This window comes from Variovorax sp. (assembly GCF_965279555.1).
Taxonomy (GTDB): domain Bacteria; phylum Pseudomonadota; class Gammaproteobacteria; order Burkholderiales; family Burkholderiaceae_C; genus Variovorax.
Window position 1 is genome coordinate 3,736,752 of record NZ_OZ257247.1, and the last position, 13,943, is coordinate 3,750,694.

At 69.8% G+C, this 13,943-nt stretch carries 13 protein-coding genes; 6 read left to right on the plus strand and 7 right to left on the minus strand.

The features are described from left to right. Positions 1–120 precede the first annotated feature (120 nt). Positions 121–1,056: a LysR family transcriptional regulator gene (locus ACQY8B_RS17685; RefSeq protein WP_422087903.1), complete on the plus strand. Its 936-nt coding sequence runs from the start codon at positions 121–123 to the stop codon at positions 1,054–1,056. Then, on the plus strand, positions 1,053–2,048 hold the full coding sequence (locus ACQY8B_RS17690; RefSeq protein ID WP_422087904.1) for a Bug family tripartite tricarboxylate transporter substrate binding protein: 996 nt from the start codon (positions 1,053–1,055) through the stop codon (positions 2,046–2,048). Before ACQY8B_RS17685 ends, ACQY8B_RS17690 begins: the two co-directional genes overlap by 4 nt. Before the next feature lie 21 nt (positions 2,049–2,069). Here ACQY8B_RS17690 and ACQY8B_RS17695 read toward each other — a convergent pair whose 3' ends face one another. Continuing rightward, positions 2,070–2,630, minus strand: a complete 561-nt coding sequence (locus ACQY8B_RS17695) for a putative glycolipid-binding domain-containing protein (protein WP_422087905.1) — start codon at positions 2,628–2,630, stop codon at positions 2,070–2,072. A 102-nt stretch (positions 2,631–2,732) separates the two neighbouring features. Here ACQY8B_RS17695 and ACQY8B_RS17700 point away from each other — a divergent pair, with 102 nt between their 5' ends. The 3 genes from ACQY8B_RS17700 (at position 2,733) to ACQY8B_RS17710 (ending at position 5,422) form a co-directional block, all read left to right on the plus strand. Then, on the plus strand, positions 2,733–3,347 hold the full coding sequence (locus ACQY8B_RS17700) for a YiiX family permuted papain-like enzyme (protein WP_422087906.1): 615 nt from the start codon (positions 2,733–2,735) through the stop codon (positions 3,345–3,347). A 183-nt stretch (positions 3,348–3,530) separates the two neighbouring features. After that, positions 3,531–4,721, plus strand: coding sequence for a Y-family DNA polymerase (locus ACQY8B_RS17705; protein ID WP_422089065.1), 1,191 nt, complete (start codon positions 3,531–3,533; stop codon positions 4,719–4,721). A 14-nt stretch (positions 4,722–4,735) separates the two neighbouring features. Beyond that, on the plus strand, positions 4,736–5,422 hold the full coding sequence (locus ACQY8B_RS17710) for a TIGR02117 family protein (RefSeq protein ID WP_422087907.1): 687 nt from the start codon (positions 4,736–4,738) through the stop codon (positions 5,420–5,422). A gap of 10 nt (positions 5,423–5,432) precedes the next feature. Here ACQY8B_RS17710 and ACQY8B_RS17715 read toward each other — a convergent pair whose 3' ends face one another. Then, positions 5,433–6,479, minus strand: a complete 1,047-nt coding sequence (locus ACQY8B_RS17715) for a purine-nucleoside phosphorylase (RefSeq protein WP_422087908.1) — start codon at positions 6,477–6,479, stop codon at positions 5,433–5,435. 114 nt (positions 6,480–6,593) lie between these two features. On the opposite strand from ACQY8B_RS17715, the gene ACQY8B_RS17720 reads away from it, so the two are divergent. After that, positions 6,594–7,829, plus strand: a complete 1,236-nt coding sequence (locus tag ACQY8B_RS17720) for a DNA topoisomerase IB (RefSeq protein ID WP_422087909.1) — start codon at positions 6,594–6,596, stop codon at positions 7,827–7,829. Here ACQY8B_RS17720 and ACQY8B_RS17725 read toward each other — a convergent pair. The 5 genes from ACQY8B_RS17725 to ACQY8B_RS17745 form a co-directional block, all read right to left on the minus strand. After that, positions 7,772–8,452 (minus strand): hypothetical protein, encoded by a 681-nt coding sequence (locus ACQY8B_RS17725; protein ID WP_422087910.1) that lies wholly within the window; start codon positions 8,450–8,452, stop codon positions 7,772–7,774. The two genes, ACQY8B_RS17720 and ACQY8B_RS17725, sit on opposite strands and share 58 nt — an antisense overlap. A gap of 120 nt (positions 8,453–8,572) precedes the next feature. Continuing rightward, positions 8,573–8,752: a DUF3606 domain-containing protein gene (locus tag ACQY8B_RS17730; RefSeq protein WP_198085197.1), complete on the minus strand. Its 180-nt coding sequence runs from the start codon at positions 8,750–8,752 to the stop codon at positions 8,573–8,575. Between the two features lie 111 nt (positions 8,753–8,863). Next, on the minus strand, positions 8,864–10,366 hold the full coding sequence (locus ACQY8B_RS17735; protein ID WP_422087911.1) for a class I adenylate-forming enzyme family protein: 1,503 nt from the start codon (positions 10,364–10,366) through the stop codon (positions 8,864–8,866). A 3-nt stretch (positions 10,367–10,369) separates the two neighbouring features. Next, on the minus strand, positions 10,370–11,356 hold the full coding sequence (locus ACQY8B_RS17740) for a Bug family tripartite tricarboxylate transporter substrate binding protein (protein WP_422087912.1): 987 nt from the start codon (positions 11,354–11,356) through the stop codon (positions 10,370–10,372). A gap of 161 nt (positions 11,357–11,517) precedes the next feature. Then, a complete protein-coding gene (locus ACQY8B_RS17745) occupies positions 11,518–13,845 on the minus strand; it encodes an acyl-CoA dehydrogenase (protein ID WP_422087913.1) in 2,328 nt (775 codons plus the stop codon). Positions 13,846–13,943: the final 98 nt, after the last annotated feature.

The window sequence follows — 13,943 nt, forward strand, 5'->3', positions numbered from 1 at the left end:
GGTTTGTCTCCGGCATGCGGCCTCGTCGGGCCGCTTGTTCTTGAATGGGCGGCCGGACGATAGATTCGGTGTGACTTAGGGTCAAATAAAATAACAAGGCACTTTCAATACCAAAAATATATGGACATAAGGGCACTGCGCTACTTCGTGGCCGTCGCGGGCACCGGCCACATGACGCGCGCGGCCGAGCAACTCGGCATCCAGCAACCACCGCTGAGCCTGCAGATCAAGGCGCTGGAACGCGAGCTGGGCATGCCGCTGTTTCGCCGGCATCCGCGCGGGGTGGCGCTCACCGACGCGGGCCGGCTGTTCCAGGCCGAGGCGCTGCGCATGCTGCAGGACATGGAGTCCATGAAGCAGCGCATGGCCCGCGTGGCCAAGGGCCAGGCCGGCACGCTCGCGGTCGGCTTCACCAGTTCGGCGGCGGCGCACCGCTTCATGCCCGAGGCGCTGCGCGCATTCCGCCGCGCCTACCCCCTGGTGGAGCTGCAGTTGCGCGAGGACAACGCGGCCGAGCTCACCGAGGCACTGGCCGCCGGGCGGCTGCACTGCGGCCTGCTGCGCGTGCCGGTGGCGCGGCCCGAGGGGCTGGTGTTCGAGACGCTGCTGCGCGAGCCGGTGCTGGTGGCCATGCCCAGCGACCATCACTTTGCCCTCGCCCGCTCCAAGGCTTCACGCCCGCTGCCGCTTGCCAGGCTGTGCGAGGAAGGCATCATCCTCGTGCGGCGGCCGGGTGCGCCCGGCCTCTATGCCGAACTGCTCGCGCTGTGCCACGCCAAGGGGCTGCGCCCGCGCGTGGTGGCCGAAGTCGATCGCATGATGACCAACCTGAACCTCGTGGCCGCGGGTGTCGGCCTGTCGGTGGTGCCCGCCTCGATGACTGGCGTGCACGCGCACGCCATCGCCTACATGCGGCTGGCCGACGGCGGCCAGCTCGACGCGCCGCTCACGCTGGTGTCGCGCGCGGAAGAAGACAACCTGCCCGCGCAGCATTTCGCGGCGCTGCTGCGCAAGCTGGCAGGCGAGCACGCGAACAAGGACCCGGCGGCGCCATGAGCGCGCAGGCAAGGCGCCGCTTTGCGCAGGGTGCGGGCGCCTTGTTCGCCGCCGCCTGCGCGGCACCGGGCCTGCTGCGCGCGGCCCCTTCCGCCTGGCCCCGCCGCGCGGTGCGGCTGATCGTGGTGTACCCGCCCGGCGGCGTGAGCGACGGCATGGCCCGCGTGCTGGCCGAACCGCTCGCACAGGCGATCGGCACGCCGGTGCTGATCGAAAACCGTCCCGGCGCTGGCGGCAGCCTGGGCATGGACGCGCTCGCGCGTTCGGCACCCGACGGCTGCACGCTGGCCTTTTCGGCCATCAGCCCGCTCACGCTGCATCCGCTGCTCGCGCGCGTGCCCTACGACCCGCAGCACGCCTTCGTGCCCGTGGCCAGCGTGATGCGCACGCCGGTGCTGGTGGTCGGCACGCCGGCATTCGCGGGGCGCGGCTTCGGCGCGCTGATCGCGCAGGCGCGCAGCCGGCCGGGCGCTGTGCGCTGGGCCACCTCTGGCGTGGCCACCATCGGGCACATGGTGCTGGCGCAGGTGCGCATGCAAAGCCGCACCGACATCACGCACATCCCCTACCAGGGCGGCGGCCCGCAGCTCAACGATGCGCTCAGCGGGCAGTTCGAAGTGCTGTCCACCAATGTGGCCGCGCAACAGCTGCAGTACATCGAGGGCGGCCGTTTCCAGCCGCTGGCGGTGGGCGCGCCCGCGCGCATCGAGGCGCTGGCCGAGGTGCCGACGCTGGCGGAGCTGGGCTTCGAGAAGGCGAACCGCGATTCGCTCTTCGGCATCTTCGCGCCGGCACACACACCGGCCGCGGTGGTGCAGCGGCTCAATGCAGAGATCAACCGCGTGCTGGAGAGCGACGGCGTGCGTGCGCGCCTGCGTGAGGCCTACAACCTGCCGGCAGGCGGCAGCACAGAAGATTTCGCTCGCGAGATCGTCATCGACCGGCGGCGCAACCGCGAGCTGGTGGCGGGCGACCGTTCGCAGTTCGACTGAGCGCGGCGGCAGCCGCGCAGTTCAGCCTTCGGCCCAGAGACGCGGATAGTCCTTCACGAAGCCGTCGGGCGTGGCGACCAGCACCGCGCTGTAGTCGAAGCGCCTTGCCTCGTAGGCGTACTCGGTCTCGCTGCGCCGTTCGTAGCGTTGCGCCAGTTCGCTCAGCACGCCGCCGCCGTCCAGGTCGACCCAGGCTGCCGGCGCATCGGCGCTCTCGCCCTTCTCGAGGTTGAGGCGCCGCAGCTGCAGCAGGTTGGTGGCGGGCGTGAAACCCAGGTCGAGATCGACGCAATGCGACATGTCGGGCACGGCTTCGTCGTTGAGCTTCCAGTGGCCTCGTGCGTCGCGCGTGATCGACAGGTCGATGGCCGAGCCGCCGAGCCAGCCGCGCACGGTGCCCCATTGGGTGTGCCAGTGCAGGTCGCAGCGCACGCGGTAGTGCAGTTGGCCGATGCGGCCGTCTTCCATGCGGAACACGGCGGCACCGTCGAGTTGCCAGGCAGAGGCATTGCGTTCGAGGCGGCAGGCGTCGTGACCCGGTGCGTCGAGCCTGCGCCAGAGAATGGAGGCGACGGTTTGCATGGCGCGGATGATGGACCGGCATGCTGCAGTGCGCAAGCCTTGTCCCTTCGTCATGGCCGAAGAAAAATGGCCGCCGGTGCATGCCGGACAATGCCCGGCACCATGACCAAGCTCCCCGCGGCGCTCGCGCTGCTCCTGTCCGTCTTCTTCTGCGGCGCCGGCCACGCCGCGGCCGCGCTGAAAGACGGCGACATCGTCTTCCACACCTCGCGCTCGGCGCAGAGCGTGGCGGTGCAGCGCGCCACCGGATCGCGCTACAGCCACATGGGCATCGTGCTGATGCGGGGCGGCAAGCCCTACGTGTTCGAGGCGGTGTCGACGGTGCGCTACACGCCGCTCGCGCAATGGACCGCACGCGGCAACGGCGGCCACTACGTGGTCAAGCGGCTGCGCGATGCCGACCGGTTGCTGACGCCGGGCGCGGTGGCCACGCTGCGCGCCCGCACCGCCGATTTCGAGGGCCGCCCTTACGACCTGACGTTCGAATGGTCGGACCAGCGCATCTACTGCTCCGAACTCGTGTGGAAGCTCTACCAGCGCGCGCTGGGCGTGCGCATCGGCGAGCTGCAGAAGATCCGCGAATTCAACCTGACGGACCCGGCGGTGCGCGCCAAGATGCGCGAGCGCTACGGCGACAGGGTGCCGATGGACGAGCCGGTGATCTCTCCGGTGGCGATGTTCGAGTCGCCGTTGCTCAGGACCGTCGAGACGCGCTGAGGGGTTTTCAGGGTGGCGCTCACGCCGCCGGAGGACATTCGCGGAGGGGAGTACCCGGCGGCCTGTGCACACGCCCTGAACTCAACCTTCAGCAGGCAAAACCACCCCACCCGCGAGACAATCGTTGCCGTGAGTTCCCAGCCCCCGTCAGCCCCGCCGATCCGCCGCATCGCCCACCTCGACATGGACGCCTTCTATGCGTCCGTCGAGCTGCTGCGCTATCCGCAGCTCAAGGGCCTGCCGGTGGTGATCGGCGGCGGGCGCCGGCGCGTGGACGAGGCCATCCGCGACCTGCCCGAAGGCGGCACGCTGGCCGACATTCCGGTCGATTCGTTCCCGCGGCTCAAGGACTACACCGGCCGCGGCGTGATCACCACCGCCACCTATCCCGCGCGCCAGTTCGGCGTCGGCTCGGCCATGGGGCTCATGAAGGCCGCCAAGCTGTGCCCGCAGGCCATCATCCTGCCGGTGGACTTCGATGAATACCGGCGCTTCTCGCGCGCCTTCAAACAGGTCATTTTGGAAGTCGCGCCGCTCATGGAAGACCGCGGCGTGGACGAGGTGTACATCGACTTCACCGACGTGCCCGGCGGCCAGCGCGACGGCGGGCGCTCGCTGGCGCGGCTGCTGCAGAAGGCCATCGTCAGCGAGACCGGGCTGACCTGCTCCATCGGCGTGGCGCCCAACAAGCTCATCGCCAAGATGGCGAGCGAATTCAACAAGCCCAACGGCATCTCGGTGGTCTATGAAGACGACCTCGAATCGCGCATCTGGCCGCTGCCCTGCCGCAAGGTGAACGGCATCGGCCCCAAGGCCGACGAGAAGCTCAAGCGCTTCGGCATCGAGACCGTGGGCCAGCTCGCGGCGCGCGACCGCGACTGGCTCATCGCCAACTTCGGCAAGGCCACCGGCGCATGGATGCACGAGGTGGCCTGGGGCCGCGACGACCGCCCGGTGGTGACGCAGAGCGAGCCCGTGTCGATGAGCCGCGAAACCACCTTCGACCGCGACCTGCATGCGGTGCGCAACCGCGCCGAACTGGGCGCGATCTTCACCAGGCTGTGCGAGCAGGTGGCCGCCGACCTGCAGCGCAAGGGCTACGTAGGCAAGACGATCGGCATCAAGCTGCGCTATGACGACTTCAAGATCGCCACGCGCGACCAGACCATCGGCCACTTCACCGCCGACGCCAAGACCATCCGCCAGACCGGCGGCCAGTGCCTGAAGCGCGTGCCGCTGGAACGGCCGCTGCGGCTGCTGGGCGTGCGCGTGGGCGCGCTGGCCAAGGCCGGCAGCCCCGAGGCGCTGGCGCCTGCCGGCGGCGCGCAGCGCGCGGCATCGGAGCCGGTGGCGACCACGGCGTCTCTATTCTGAAGGGCGCCACCACCATGCTGAAACGCTGGCTCCGGCGCATCGCATTCACCCTGCTGGGGCTGGCCGCGCTGATCGGGCTGTATGTCGCGGTCGCGTGCGCGCTGGTGTTCTTGCCGGCCAACGGCGCGAAGCCGGCCGGCGATGCGCCCGCCGAAGTGCAGGCCTGGGTGCTGAGCAACGGGGTGCACACCGACTACGTGTTCCCGGTCCGCTCGGCCAGCATCGACTGGCTGCAGGTGTTTCCGCTGAAAGACTTCAAGGCGCCGCCGCCCGATGCCGAGTTCATCGCCATCGGCTGGGGCGACCGCGAGTTCTACCTGAACACGCCCACCTGGGGCGACCTGACGGCCTCGCGTGCATTCGGGGCGCTGTCGGGCGGCAACCGCTCGCTGCTGCACGTGAGCTACCTGCGGCGCGGGCAACTGGGCCGCGGCGCATTCGAGCTGCCGCTGTCGCAGGCCCGGTACGCGCAGCTCGTCGGCCATGTGCGCGCCAGCCTGCCGCCGGGGCCGGCGCAACCCATCGCGGGCGCGCACTACGACAGCCAGGACGCCTTCTATGAAGCCGAGGGCGCCTACAACCTCTTCGAGACCTGCAACACCTGGATCGGCCGCGGCCTGCGACAGGCGGGCGTCACGGTGAGCCGGTGGACGCCCTTCGATTTCACCGTGACCTGGCACCTGAAGCCGGCGCGGCCCTGACCGGGCAGGCTCAGGGCTTGGGCACGCCGCCCTGCCACTGCGGCCAGTTGGCCACGATGTGGTCGACCACGCGGCTGCCCACGCGCTCGACGTTTTCCACCGTCTCGGCAAAGCCGCCAGCCGTTTCGCCGGGGGCCGGGTCCAGGTGCTGCAGCGTGGTCTCCTTCGGATTGCCCTGGTCGAAGTTGACCGCGCCGCGCAGGCTCATCACGCGGTCGGTGCCGTGGGTGCGCTTGATGACCAGCGTGATGGCGGCCGCCTCCATCTCGGTGATGACGTAGTCGTCGGCGCCGTAGAGCTTGGCGATGTACTGCGCCTGCTTCGACATGCCCGGGCCGTGGAAGAAGGTGTCGCCCGTCATGTGCGTGCCGGTGCCGACGAATGGTGCGCGGCGGGCCGCCGCGTCGGGGTAGCGCAGGCGGTACTTGCGGGCGGATTCGGAGTCTTTCAGCGGCGTGTCGGCCGACAGCTTCATGGCCCAGCGCACGAGGTCGGGGTTGAGCTGGAAGCGGCGGTACTCCTCGTAGCCCTTGCGCGGCATGAAGGTCGGCTGGCCGGGCTTGTTTTCTTCCGGGGCCCAGCGGTGGCCCAGGTCGTAGTCGACCAGCCAGGTGCCCCAGTTCACCTCGCCGATGGTGCCGCGCGAGGGCGGCGTGCCGGCCACGCCGGAGATGACGTAGTAGGCCTGCGAAAAATCGAGCCGCGGGTTCAGCAGGATGGCCTGCATCGAAGACGACGAGTTGACCTTGCCCATGCCCAGCACCGCGCCGCACACGCCGTCGGTGTTGCAGTACACGGGCTGCAGCGCGCCCGGCACGGCGATGGGCTTGGCGTCTTTCCAGTAGCGCTCGTACCAGTGCTGGAATTCGCCGGCGCGGTCGCCCGTGTTCTGGCCGATCTCGAACATGGCGGCGACGAACACCTTGACCTTCACCGGCGTGGCCGAAGCCGTGGCCGGCACCGAGGTGGAAGAGGTGGAAGCGCAGCCCGTGGCAAGCAGCGCGGCGGCCGGCAGCAGGAGCCAGCGGCTACGGAAGGACGAGGGGCGGAAAGACATTGGGAAGCTCCGGAAGCTCGATAAGGCAAAGAACAGACGGGCCGCATTTGCGGCGTCCTACAGGCGCCGATTGTCGGCGCTGGCAAAAACGGTGCGTACCACCACGCAAACCCCATGCCGGCTACTGCTCTTTCCACCTCTCCCGCGTCGCAGCCGTCCTCGAGGCCGCCTTCGAAGCCAACACCCATCGCCAACGGGCTGGTCTACGTGAACCCCGACATGCCGGGCATACGCCGCCTGAAGCACGGCGAGCGTTTTCGCTACCGCGACGCCAAGGGCCAATGGCTGCGCGACGTGGACGAAATCTCGCGCATCCGCATGCTGGCCATTCCGCCGGCCTACACCCAGGTGTGGATCTGCCCGCTGCCCAACGGCCACCTGCAGGCCACCGGCATCGATGCACGCGGACGCAAGCAGTACCGCTACCACGCCGACTGGCGCGTGATGAAGGACGAGACAAAGTTCGAGCGGCTCGAAGCCTTCGCGCTCGCGTTGCCGCGCATCCGCGCCCGCGTGGCGCGCGACCTGCAGCCGGACAAGAAAAACAAGGCGCCCGACCGCAGCCAGGTGCTGGCTGCGCTGGTGCGCCTGCTCGATACCACCCTGCTGCGCATCGGCAACGAAGAGTACGCAAGCAGCAACGGCTCCTACGGCCTCACCACCCTGCGCAACCGGCATGTGGACGTGAAGGGCACGGCGCTGCGGCTGCGCTTCAAGGGCAAGAGCGGCGTGATGCACGAGGCCAGGCTGGAAGACCCGCGCGTGGCCAAGGTGGTGCGGCAGTGCCAGCAGTTGCCCGGGCAGGCCCTGTTCCAGTACGCGGGCGAAGACGGCGAGTTGCACAGCGTGTCGTCCACCGACGTGAACGACTACCTTGCCGAAGCCTCGCCCGGCGAGCGCTTCACCGCCAAGGACTTCCGCACCTGGCACGGCACGGTTCAGGCGCTGGAGCTCACGCGGCTGGCCTGCGAGCCGGGGCGCAGCGCGGCGGACGGCACCCGCTACAGCGCCAAGGACATCCTCGCGGCCGTCGCCAAGCAGCTCGGCAACACGCCCGCTGTGTGCAAGAAGGCCTATGTGCACCCGGCCGTACTGGCGCTGGGCAGCGCGCTTTCGGACAACGATGAAGACGCAGCCACCGCGCTGTTCGAGAAGATCGCGGGCCGCAAGACCGCGCGGCCTTCACGCGGGCTCTATGCGGCCGAACGCCGGCTGCTGGCCTTCCTGCGCACGCACCGGCAAGGGCAGGCGCGCGCGGCGGCGGGCAGCAGCCGCCGAAGCGGCAGGAAGGCTCAGGCCGCGGTGGCGAGCGCGAAGCGCACGCTGTCGCCGTCCACGGCAACGACGTAACCCAGGTCTTCGGCCAGGTTCTGCAGCGCGACGGCATCGATGGCCAGCGCACGCGGCGCGCGATGCGCATCGAGCACGGCATCGGTGCCGCCCGCTTCGCGCGCCAGGGCCGAAAGCCGCAGCGCATTGGCACCTTCCGCCTGCACGCGGATCGTGCCGGCTTCGTCGGCACTGTCGTGCAGGTAACCGAGCACGCCGAGGAACAGATAGCGCAAGGCCGCCGCGGCGGGCCAGCGTGCTTCGTCCTCGCTCGGTTCGAGGGCGGGGTCGATGTCGACCGTCACGCCGTGCAGGTCGAAGGCCGCGCGCATCAACGTCGTGCACTGCGCCACCAGCGCGCTGCGGGCGATGCCGTCGTCGGTGGTCGCCAATTCCCAGTCGCGCAGCGAGCGGATGGCGGCGACAAGTTCGGCCACCTGGTTGTCGATCAATGCCACCCGCTCTTCGCAGGCGGCGGCGTCGACGGTGGCTGCGCTGACCTGCCGCTTGAGCATCAACAGCGCCATGCGGATCACCGAGACCGGTGCCGCCATGTCGTGCCGGAGGGCGGGCAGGGCCCGGGTGAGCAGCTCGTGGCGCACGCCTGCGGCGATCCAGCTGCGCGCGCTGGGAGAAGACTTCATGGCGCGGCTGCCAGCGGCGTGAGGTTCATCGACACGGTCACGGGTACTTCCTGAAACGAGAGGGAGCAACAAGTATCGTGCCCGGTTACCGCGCCGGGTGTAGGAACGAGCCTACGAGACTCAGGGCTTGCCCAGGTAGGTGCGCACGTCCTTCACCTCGACGCCGGCGGCGGCGATGGCCGAGCGCAGCTGCGCCTCGGTCACGCCCAGCGTCTGGGTCCAGTAGCGCACTTCGTGCGCCTCGTTCACGTTGATGCGGGTGGCGTCTTGCGGCCCGCGCTTGCTCAAGTCATCGGCCATGGTGCTTTCCTTTGTAGAAGACACCACGATGCGGCGCCCCCCAAAGACGGGCCGAAGGACTGCGGCGCGCCCGCTTGCAGGAAAACGTGAAGCGCCCGGCGGCACACCTGCCTACGCAAGGCGCGAGCGCGCCTGCAATTCGCGCTTGAGCAGCTTGCCGTTGGCGGTGGTCGGCATGGTGTCGATCACCTCGATGCGGGATGGGCGCTTGTACGGCGACAGGTGCTCCACCAGGTGCGCGCGCAGCGCCGCCTCGTCGAGCACCGCGCCCGGCTTCAGCTCCACGAAGGCGACCACCTGCTCGTTGCCATCCGCCTCGGGCACGCCGACCACCGCGCACAGGTGCACGCCGTCGAAGCGGCCGATGACCGCCTCGACCTCCGCCGGATACACGTTGAAGCCCGAGCGGATGATCATTTCCTTCAGCCGGCCCGCCACGAACAGCGCGCCGTCGGGCCCGAAGCGCCCGAGGTCGCCGGTGGCATACCAGCCGCCGGGACGCATCACCTGCGCGGTGGCGGCCGCATCGCGGAAATAGCCGAGCATGAGCCCGGGCCCGCGCAGCCAGATTTCGCCGGTGTCGCCTTGCGGCACGTCTTGCCCCTCGATCGACACGATGCGGGCCTCGCCGCCCTCCACCGCATGGCCGGCCGCCGTGTCCGAGCGAGGCGCCTCGGTGCGCGTGAGGAACACCGAGCCCGCGTACTCCGAGAGCCCGTAGCCGTAGTGCAGCGGCTGGCCGAACAGCCGCTCCACGCGCTGCTTGAGCGCGGGGTCGAGCGGTGCCGAGCCGGTGTACACGTAGCGCAGATGCGGAAAGCGCGGCACCACGCGCTCGCTGTCGATGTGGGCCAGCAGGCGCGCGTACATGGTCGGCGGGCCGAGCAGGTTCGACACCTGCTCGTGCGCCAGCGCCTGCAGCATGTCGGCCGGCGAGAAGCTGCCGCGCAGCACCAGCGAAGCGCCGCCGGTGAGCGCGGCCATCAGCACGGTGCCGATGCCGAAGATGTGCGTCATCGGCAGGAAAGCGTAGGCACGGTCGTGCTCGCTCAAAGCCCTCACACCAGCCGATACCCGCCCGAAGTGCAGCAGCCCGCGGTGCGAGACCATCACGCCCTTCGGCGTGCCCGACGTGCCGGAGGTGAAGATGATGGCGGCGGTGTCCGCCAGGGCCGGGTCGGGCTCGGTGCGTGCTTGTTCACGGGTTGCCGAGCGCATCACACCGGCAAGTGCCGACGGCACCGCACCGGCGCGCCGGGCGTGCTGTTCGGCCGCCTGCGAAGCGCCGGTGGTGAAGCAGCAAAGACGCGCGTCCGCCCGCTCGACGATCGCCGCTATCTCGCCCGGCGACATGCGCGCGTTCACGCCGCAAGACCATGCGCCGATGCGGCTGCACGCCATCAGCAGTGCGATGTGCGCGGCGCAGTTCTCGGCCACCAGCACCACGCGGTCGGTCGGCCGCACGCCGGCGTCCCGCAGGTCTTGCGTGGCGGTCTCGGCCATCGCCTGCAGCGCCGCGCAGGTGGTCGTTGCGCCGGGCTCGAGCAGAAAGGCTGCCTCAGGCGTGCGCGCCGCGCGCGTCTCCAGCAGGTCGTGAATGCGTGGTGGCTGCATCGCCTATTCCGCCTCGATGCCCTTGGACGCCGTGGCCCAGAGCTGCCGGTCGGACTTGCCCTTGGTCGCGAGCAGGTCTGCCGCGCCGGCCCACACGTCATAGCCCTGCTCGCGCAGGCGGCTGGCAATGTCTTCGCGCGCCAGCATCTTCTGCGCGGCGGCGTTCATGCGCGCGACCAGTGCCGGGTCCATGCGCGCCGGGCCGTACAGGCCGAACCAGCCGCCCACGTCGTAGCCCGCCACGCCCGACTCGATCATGGTCGGCACATCGGGCAGCATGCGGTTGCGCTGGCGCGAGGTGACGGCCAGCGCGCGCACCTTGCCGGTCTGTATGAAGGGCTTGGAGGTCGCGATGATGTCGAACATCATCGTCACCGTGCCCGCCATCACGTCGGCCAGCGCGGGCGCGCTGCCCTTGTAAGGCACGTGGGTGAGCTGCACGCCGGTCATCTTCTCGAGCAGCGCGCCGCTCAGGTGGTTCGACGCGCCCACGCCCGCCGACCCGTAGAACACCTTGCCGGGCCGCGCCTTCGCATAGGCCAGCAGCTCGGCCACGCTGTGCACCGGCACGTCGTTGTTGACGACCAGCACATTGGTGTAGTCCACCAGCGGCGCGATGGGCACGAGGTCCTTCATCGGATCGAAGGCCATGTGGCGCTGCACGTTGGGGTTGATGGTGATGGTCGGGCTCGCGCCGAAGAACAGCATCGTGCCGTCGGCCGCGGCCTTGGCCACCGCGTCGCCGCCGAGCGAGCCGCTCGCGCCGGGGCGGTTGTCCACGATCACCTGCGTGCCCAGCGCCTGGCTCAGCGCGGGCGCGAGCAGGCGCGCGGCACCGTCCACCGGGCCGCCGGCCGAATAGCCGACCACCAGCTTGATGAGCGGCGGCAATGGCTGCTGCGCGAAAGCGCGGTGCGGCAGTGCGCCAAGTGCCGCGCTGCCGGCCAGCGCGGTGACGAACTGGCGGCGAGAGAAGCGATTCGATGTCATGAGCGTTGTCTCCTGTTGTTGATCTACAAGTCAAGCTCAAAAGCCAAGCAGGACTGTTCTTTCGTGAAACACCGCGGAACCGGCTTTGCCGGGCCGCAGGTGTTGCCCCCGGCAGGGGGTTGGCGAAGCGACACGAAGTGCGCGAAGACTGGGGGCGAGCCTCATACAGGCAAATCGAGGACCTGCCGACCGAGGATGTTGCGCTGTATTTCGTTGGTGCCGCCGTAGATCATTGCGGCGGTGGAGCCGATGAGCGGCGAGAGCACGTTGAAGCTCTGCCCGTCGAGCAGTTGGTCGCCGGCCACGGCACCCTGCTCTTCGGCTGCCTCGACCAGCAGCGCGCCAATGCGGTGATAGGTCTCGCTGGCCCAGATCTTCAGCAGCGACACCGACGCGGGCAGCGGCTTGCCCGCCCGCACGATGTTCGCGAAGCCGGTGTAGGCCGCCGACAGGTCGAGCACGTCGAGCCGCAGCGCCGCGAAGCGCTGCGCGAACACCGGGTCGGCAAACAGCCGCCGCGCCTGTGCCAGCCGCGCCAGTTGGCCCAGCGCGTACTGCGACTGCTTGGGGCTGCCCAGGAAGATGCGCTCGAAGCCCAGCAACGCCTTCGCGATGGCCCATCCGCCGTGCAGCTTGCCGACCAGGTTCTCCGCCGGCACGCGCACGTTGTCGAAGAACACCTCGCAGAACTCCGGCTCGCCAGCCAGCGTGCGGATGGGCCGGATGGTGATGCCCGGCGTGCGCAGGTCGCACAGCAGGAAGCTGATGCCCTCCTGCTTGCGCGCGTCCTTGTCGGTGCGCACCAGCATGAAGATGTGGTTGGCGTCCTGCGCAAGCGTGGTCCAGATCTTCTGGCCGTTGACCACGAAGTGCTCGCCCTGCGCGTCGCGCGCGGGCATCGCCTCGGTGCGCAGGCCCGCGAGGTCAGAGCCGGCATTGGGCTCGGAATAGCCCTGGCACCACACATGCTCACCGCTCAGGATGCGCGGCAGAAAGCGCCGCTGCTGTTCGGGCGTGCCGTGCTGTATGAGCAGCGGGCCGATCATCACGATGCCCTGGTCGGGCGCGCGCGCCACGCCGTGCTGCTCCAGTTCCTCGATCCACGCGATGAGCTTGTCTGCCGGCAGGCCCATGCCGCCGTGTGCCTGCGGCCACGCGGGCGCGATCCAGCCTTGCGCCGACAGCGTGAGATACCACTCGCGCATCTCGCTCCAGCGCGCGCGGTGCGACAGGTAGCGCAGCTGTGCCGGATAACGCTGCTGCAGGAAGGCGCGCACCATGCGGCGGAAATCGGCCTCGGGCATCGCCGCCCAGTCAGCGGTGCGGGGAAACCCGCCCTGCCAGTCCGCGCTTCCCACAGCAGCCTCCGCATCGCGCGACAGCGAGGCATGGCGGAGCCGATGCGCGCTGGCATTGCCCAGCCAGGCCGACAGGCACAGCACGCGCTTGTAGAACAGGCTCAGGTCGCATTCCTGCGTGTAGCCGATGGCGCCATGCAGCTGCACCGAGGCGCGCGAGGCCTGCAGCGCGGCAGCCGTGCAGCGCGCGTTGACGCGGCTGGCCTCGGCCTCGAGTCGATCCGCCGGCAAGCCCTGTGCCGCCACCGCCAGCACTTCATCCAGCGTGGCCTGCGCCACTTCCAGGTGGATGAACATGTCGACGCAGCGGTGCTGCAGCGCCTGGAAGCTGCCGATGGGCTTGCCGAACTGCGAGCGCGTGCGCAGGTAGGCCAGCGTTTGCGCGAGCATGGCCTGCCCCGCGCCCAGCAGTTCGGCCGACTGCAGGATCTGCCCGCCAGCGAGTGCCCGGCGCAGCGCCTCCTGCGCGGCCGGGCCTTCGGCCAGCACCGCATCGGCCGGTAGCCTGACCTGCTCGAAGCGCAGGTTCGACGCCTGGCTGCCGTCGACCAGCGGGACCAACGTTTCGCTCACGCCCGCAGTGCCGCGCGGCATCCACAGCAGCACCGCGTCGTCTTCGCCACGCGCCGACACGAGCCAGCCGCTGGCGGCCGCGCCGGGCAGCACCATGAGCTTTTCGCCCTGCAGCAGCACGCCGCCCGCATCGCCTGCAAGCGCTTCGCAGCCGCAGGCCAGTGGCACCGCGCTGAGGTCGCCCGCGCTCTCCTGCCACGCCAGCGCCGGCAGGCTGCTACCCGCGACCAGCTCGGCCAGCAGCGCATCGGCGCGCGGGGTGTGCAGCTCCGACAGCAGCAGCGCGCTGAGGCCGGCCACGGCCAGCAATGGCTCCGGCGCCACGTGCTCGCCGGCCGCGCGCAAAATTTCCGCGGCACCGGCCAGCCCCAGCGCGAGGCCGCCGGCCGATTCGGGCGCCAGCATGCCGGGCCAGCCCAGTGCGGCGATGTCGCGCCAGCCCCCGGCCTCGTCGGCATCCGGCTGCTCCATGCGCTGGCGCCGCCGCTGGGTGGCACGGCTGCGAACGAAGTAGTCGAGCGCCGATTCGCGCACCGCCGAAAGTGATTCAAGGTCCATCGCAGCAGCGTGCCTGAAGACCCCGCCGCCGAGCATTTGCATTTGCCGAAGGGAGGGTTTCGCAATCAGAGAGCCACCCCGCGCGAGGCGGGGCTAGA

Coding starts and splice junctions, on each gene's coding strand:
- ACQY8B_RS17695 (WP_422087905.1), bottom strand. CDS start 2,630: ATGCAAACCGTCGCCTCCATTCTCTGGCGCAGGCTCGACGCACCGGGT.
- ACQY8B_RS17710 (WP_422087907.1), top strand. CDS start 4,736: ATGCTGAAACGCTGGCTCCGGCGCATCGCATTCACCCTGCTGGGGCTG.
- ACQY8B_RS17700 (WP_422087906.1), top strand. CDS start 2,733: ATGACCAAGCTCCCCGCGGCGCTCGCGCTGCTCCTGTCCGTCTTCTTC.
- ACQY8B_RS17725 (WP_422087910.1), bottom strand. CDS start 8,452: ATGAAGTCTTCTCCCAGCGCGCGCAGCTGGATCGCCGCAGGCGTGCGC.
- ACQY8B_RS17745 (WP_422087913.1), bottom strand. CDS start 13,845: ATGGACCTTGAATCACTTTCGGCGGTGCGCGAATCGGCGCTCGACTAC.
- ACQY8B_RS17715 (WP_422087908.1), bottom strand. CDS start 6,479: ATGTCTTTCCGCCCCTCGTCCTTCCGTAGCCGCTGGCTCCTGCTGCCG.
- ACQY8B_RS17735 (WP_422087911.1), bottom strand. CDS start 10,366: ATGCAGCCACCACGCATTCACGACCTGCTGGAGACGCGCGCGGCGCGC.
- ACQY8B_RS17740 (WP_422087912.1), bottom strand. CDS start 11,356: ATGACATCGAATCGCTTCTCTCGCCGCCAGTTCGTCACCGCGCTGGCC.
- ACQY8B_RS17690 (WP_422087904.1), top strand. CDS start 1,053: ATGAGCGCGCAGGCAAGGCGCCGCTTTGCGCAGGGTGCGGGCGCCTTG.
- ACQY8B_RS17720 (WP_422087909.1), top strand. CDS start 6,594: ATGCCGGCTACTGCTCTTTCCACCTCTCCCGCGTCGCAGCCGTCCTCG.
- ACQY8B_RS17685 (WP_422087903.1), top strand. CDS start 121: ATGGACATAAGGGCACTGCGCTACTTCGTGGCCGTCGCGGGCACCGGC.
- ACQY8B_RS17705 (WP_422089065.1), top strand. CDS start 3,531: ATGGACGCCTTCTATGCGTCCGTCGAGCTGCTGCGCTATCCGCAGCTC.
- ACQY8B_RS17730 (WP_198085197.1), bottom strand. CDS start 8,752: ATGGCCGATGACTTGAGCAAGCGCGGGCCGCAAGACGCCACCCGCATC.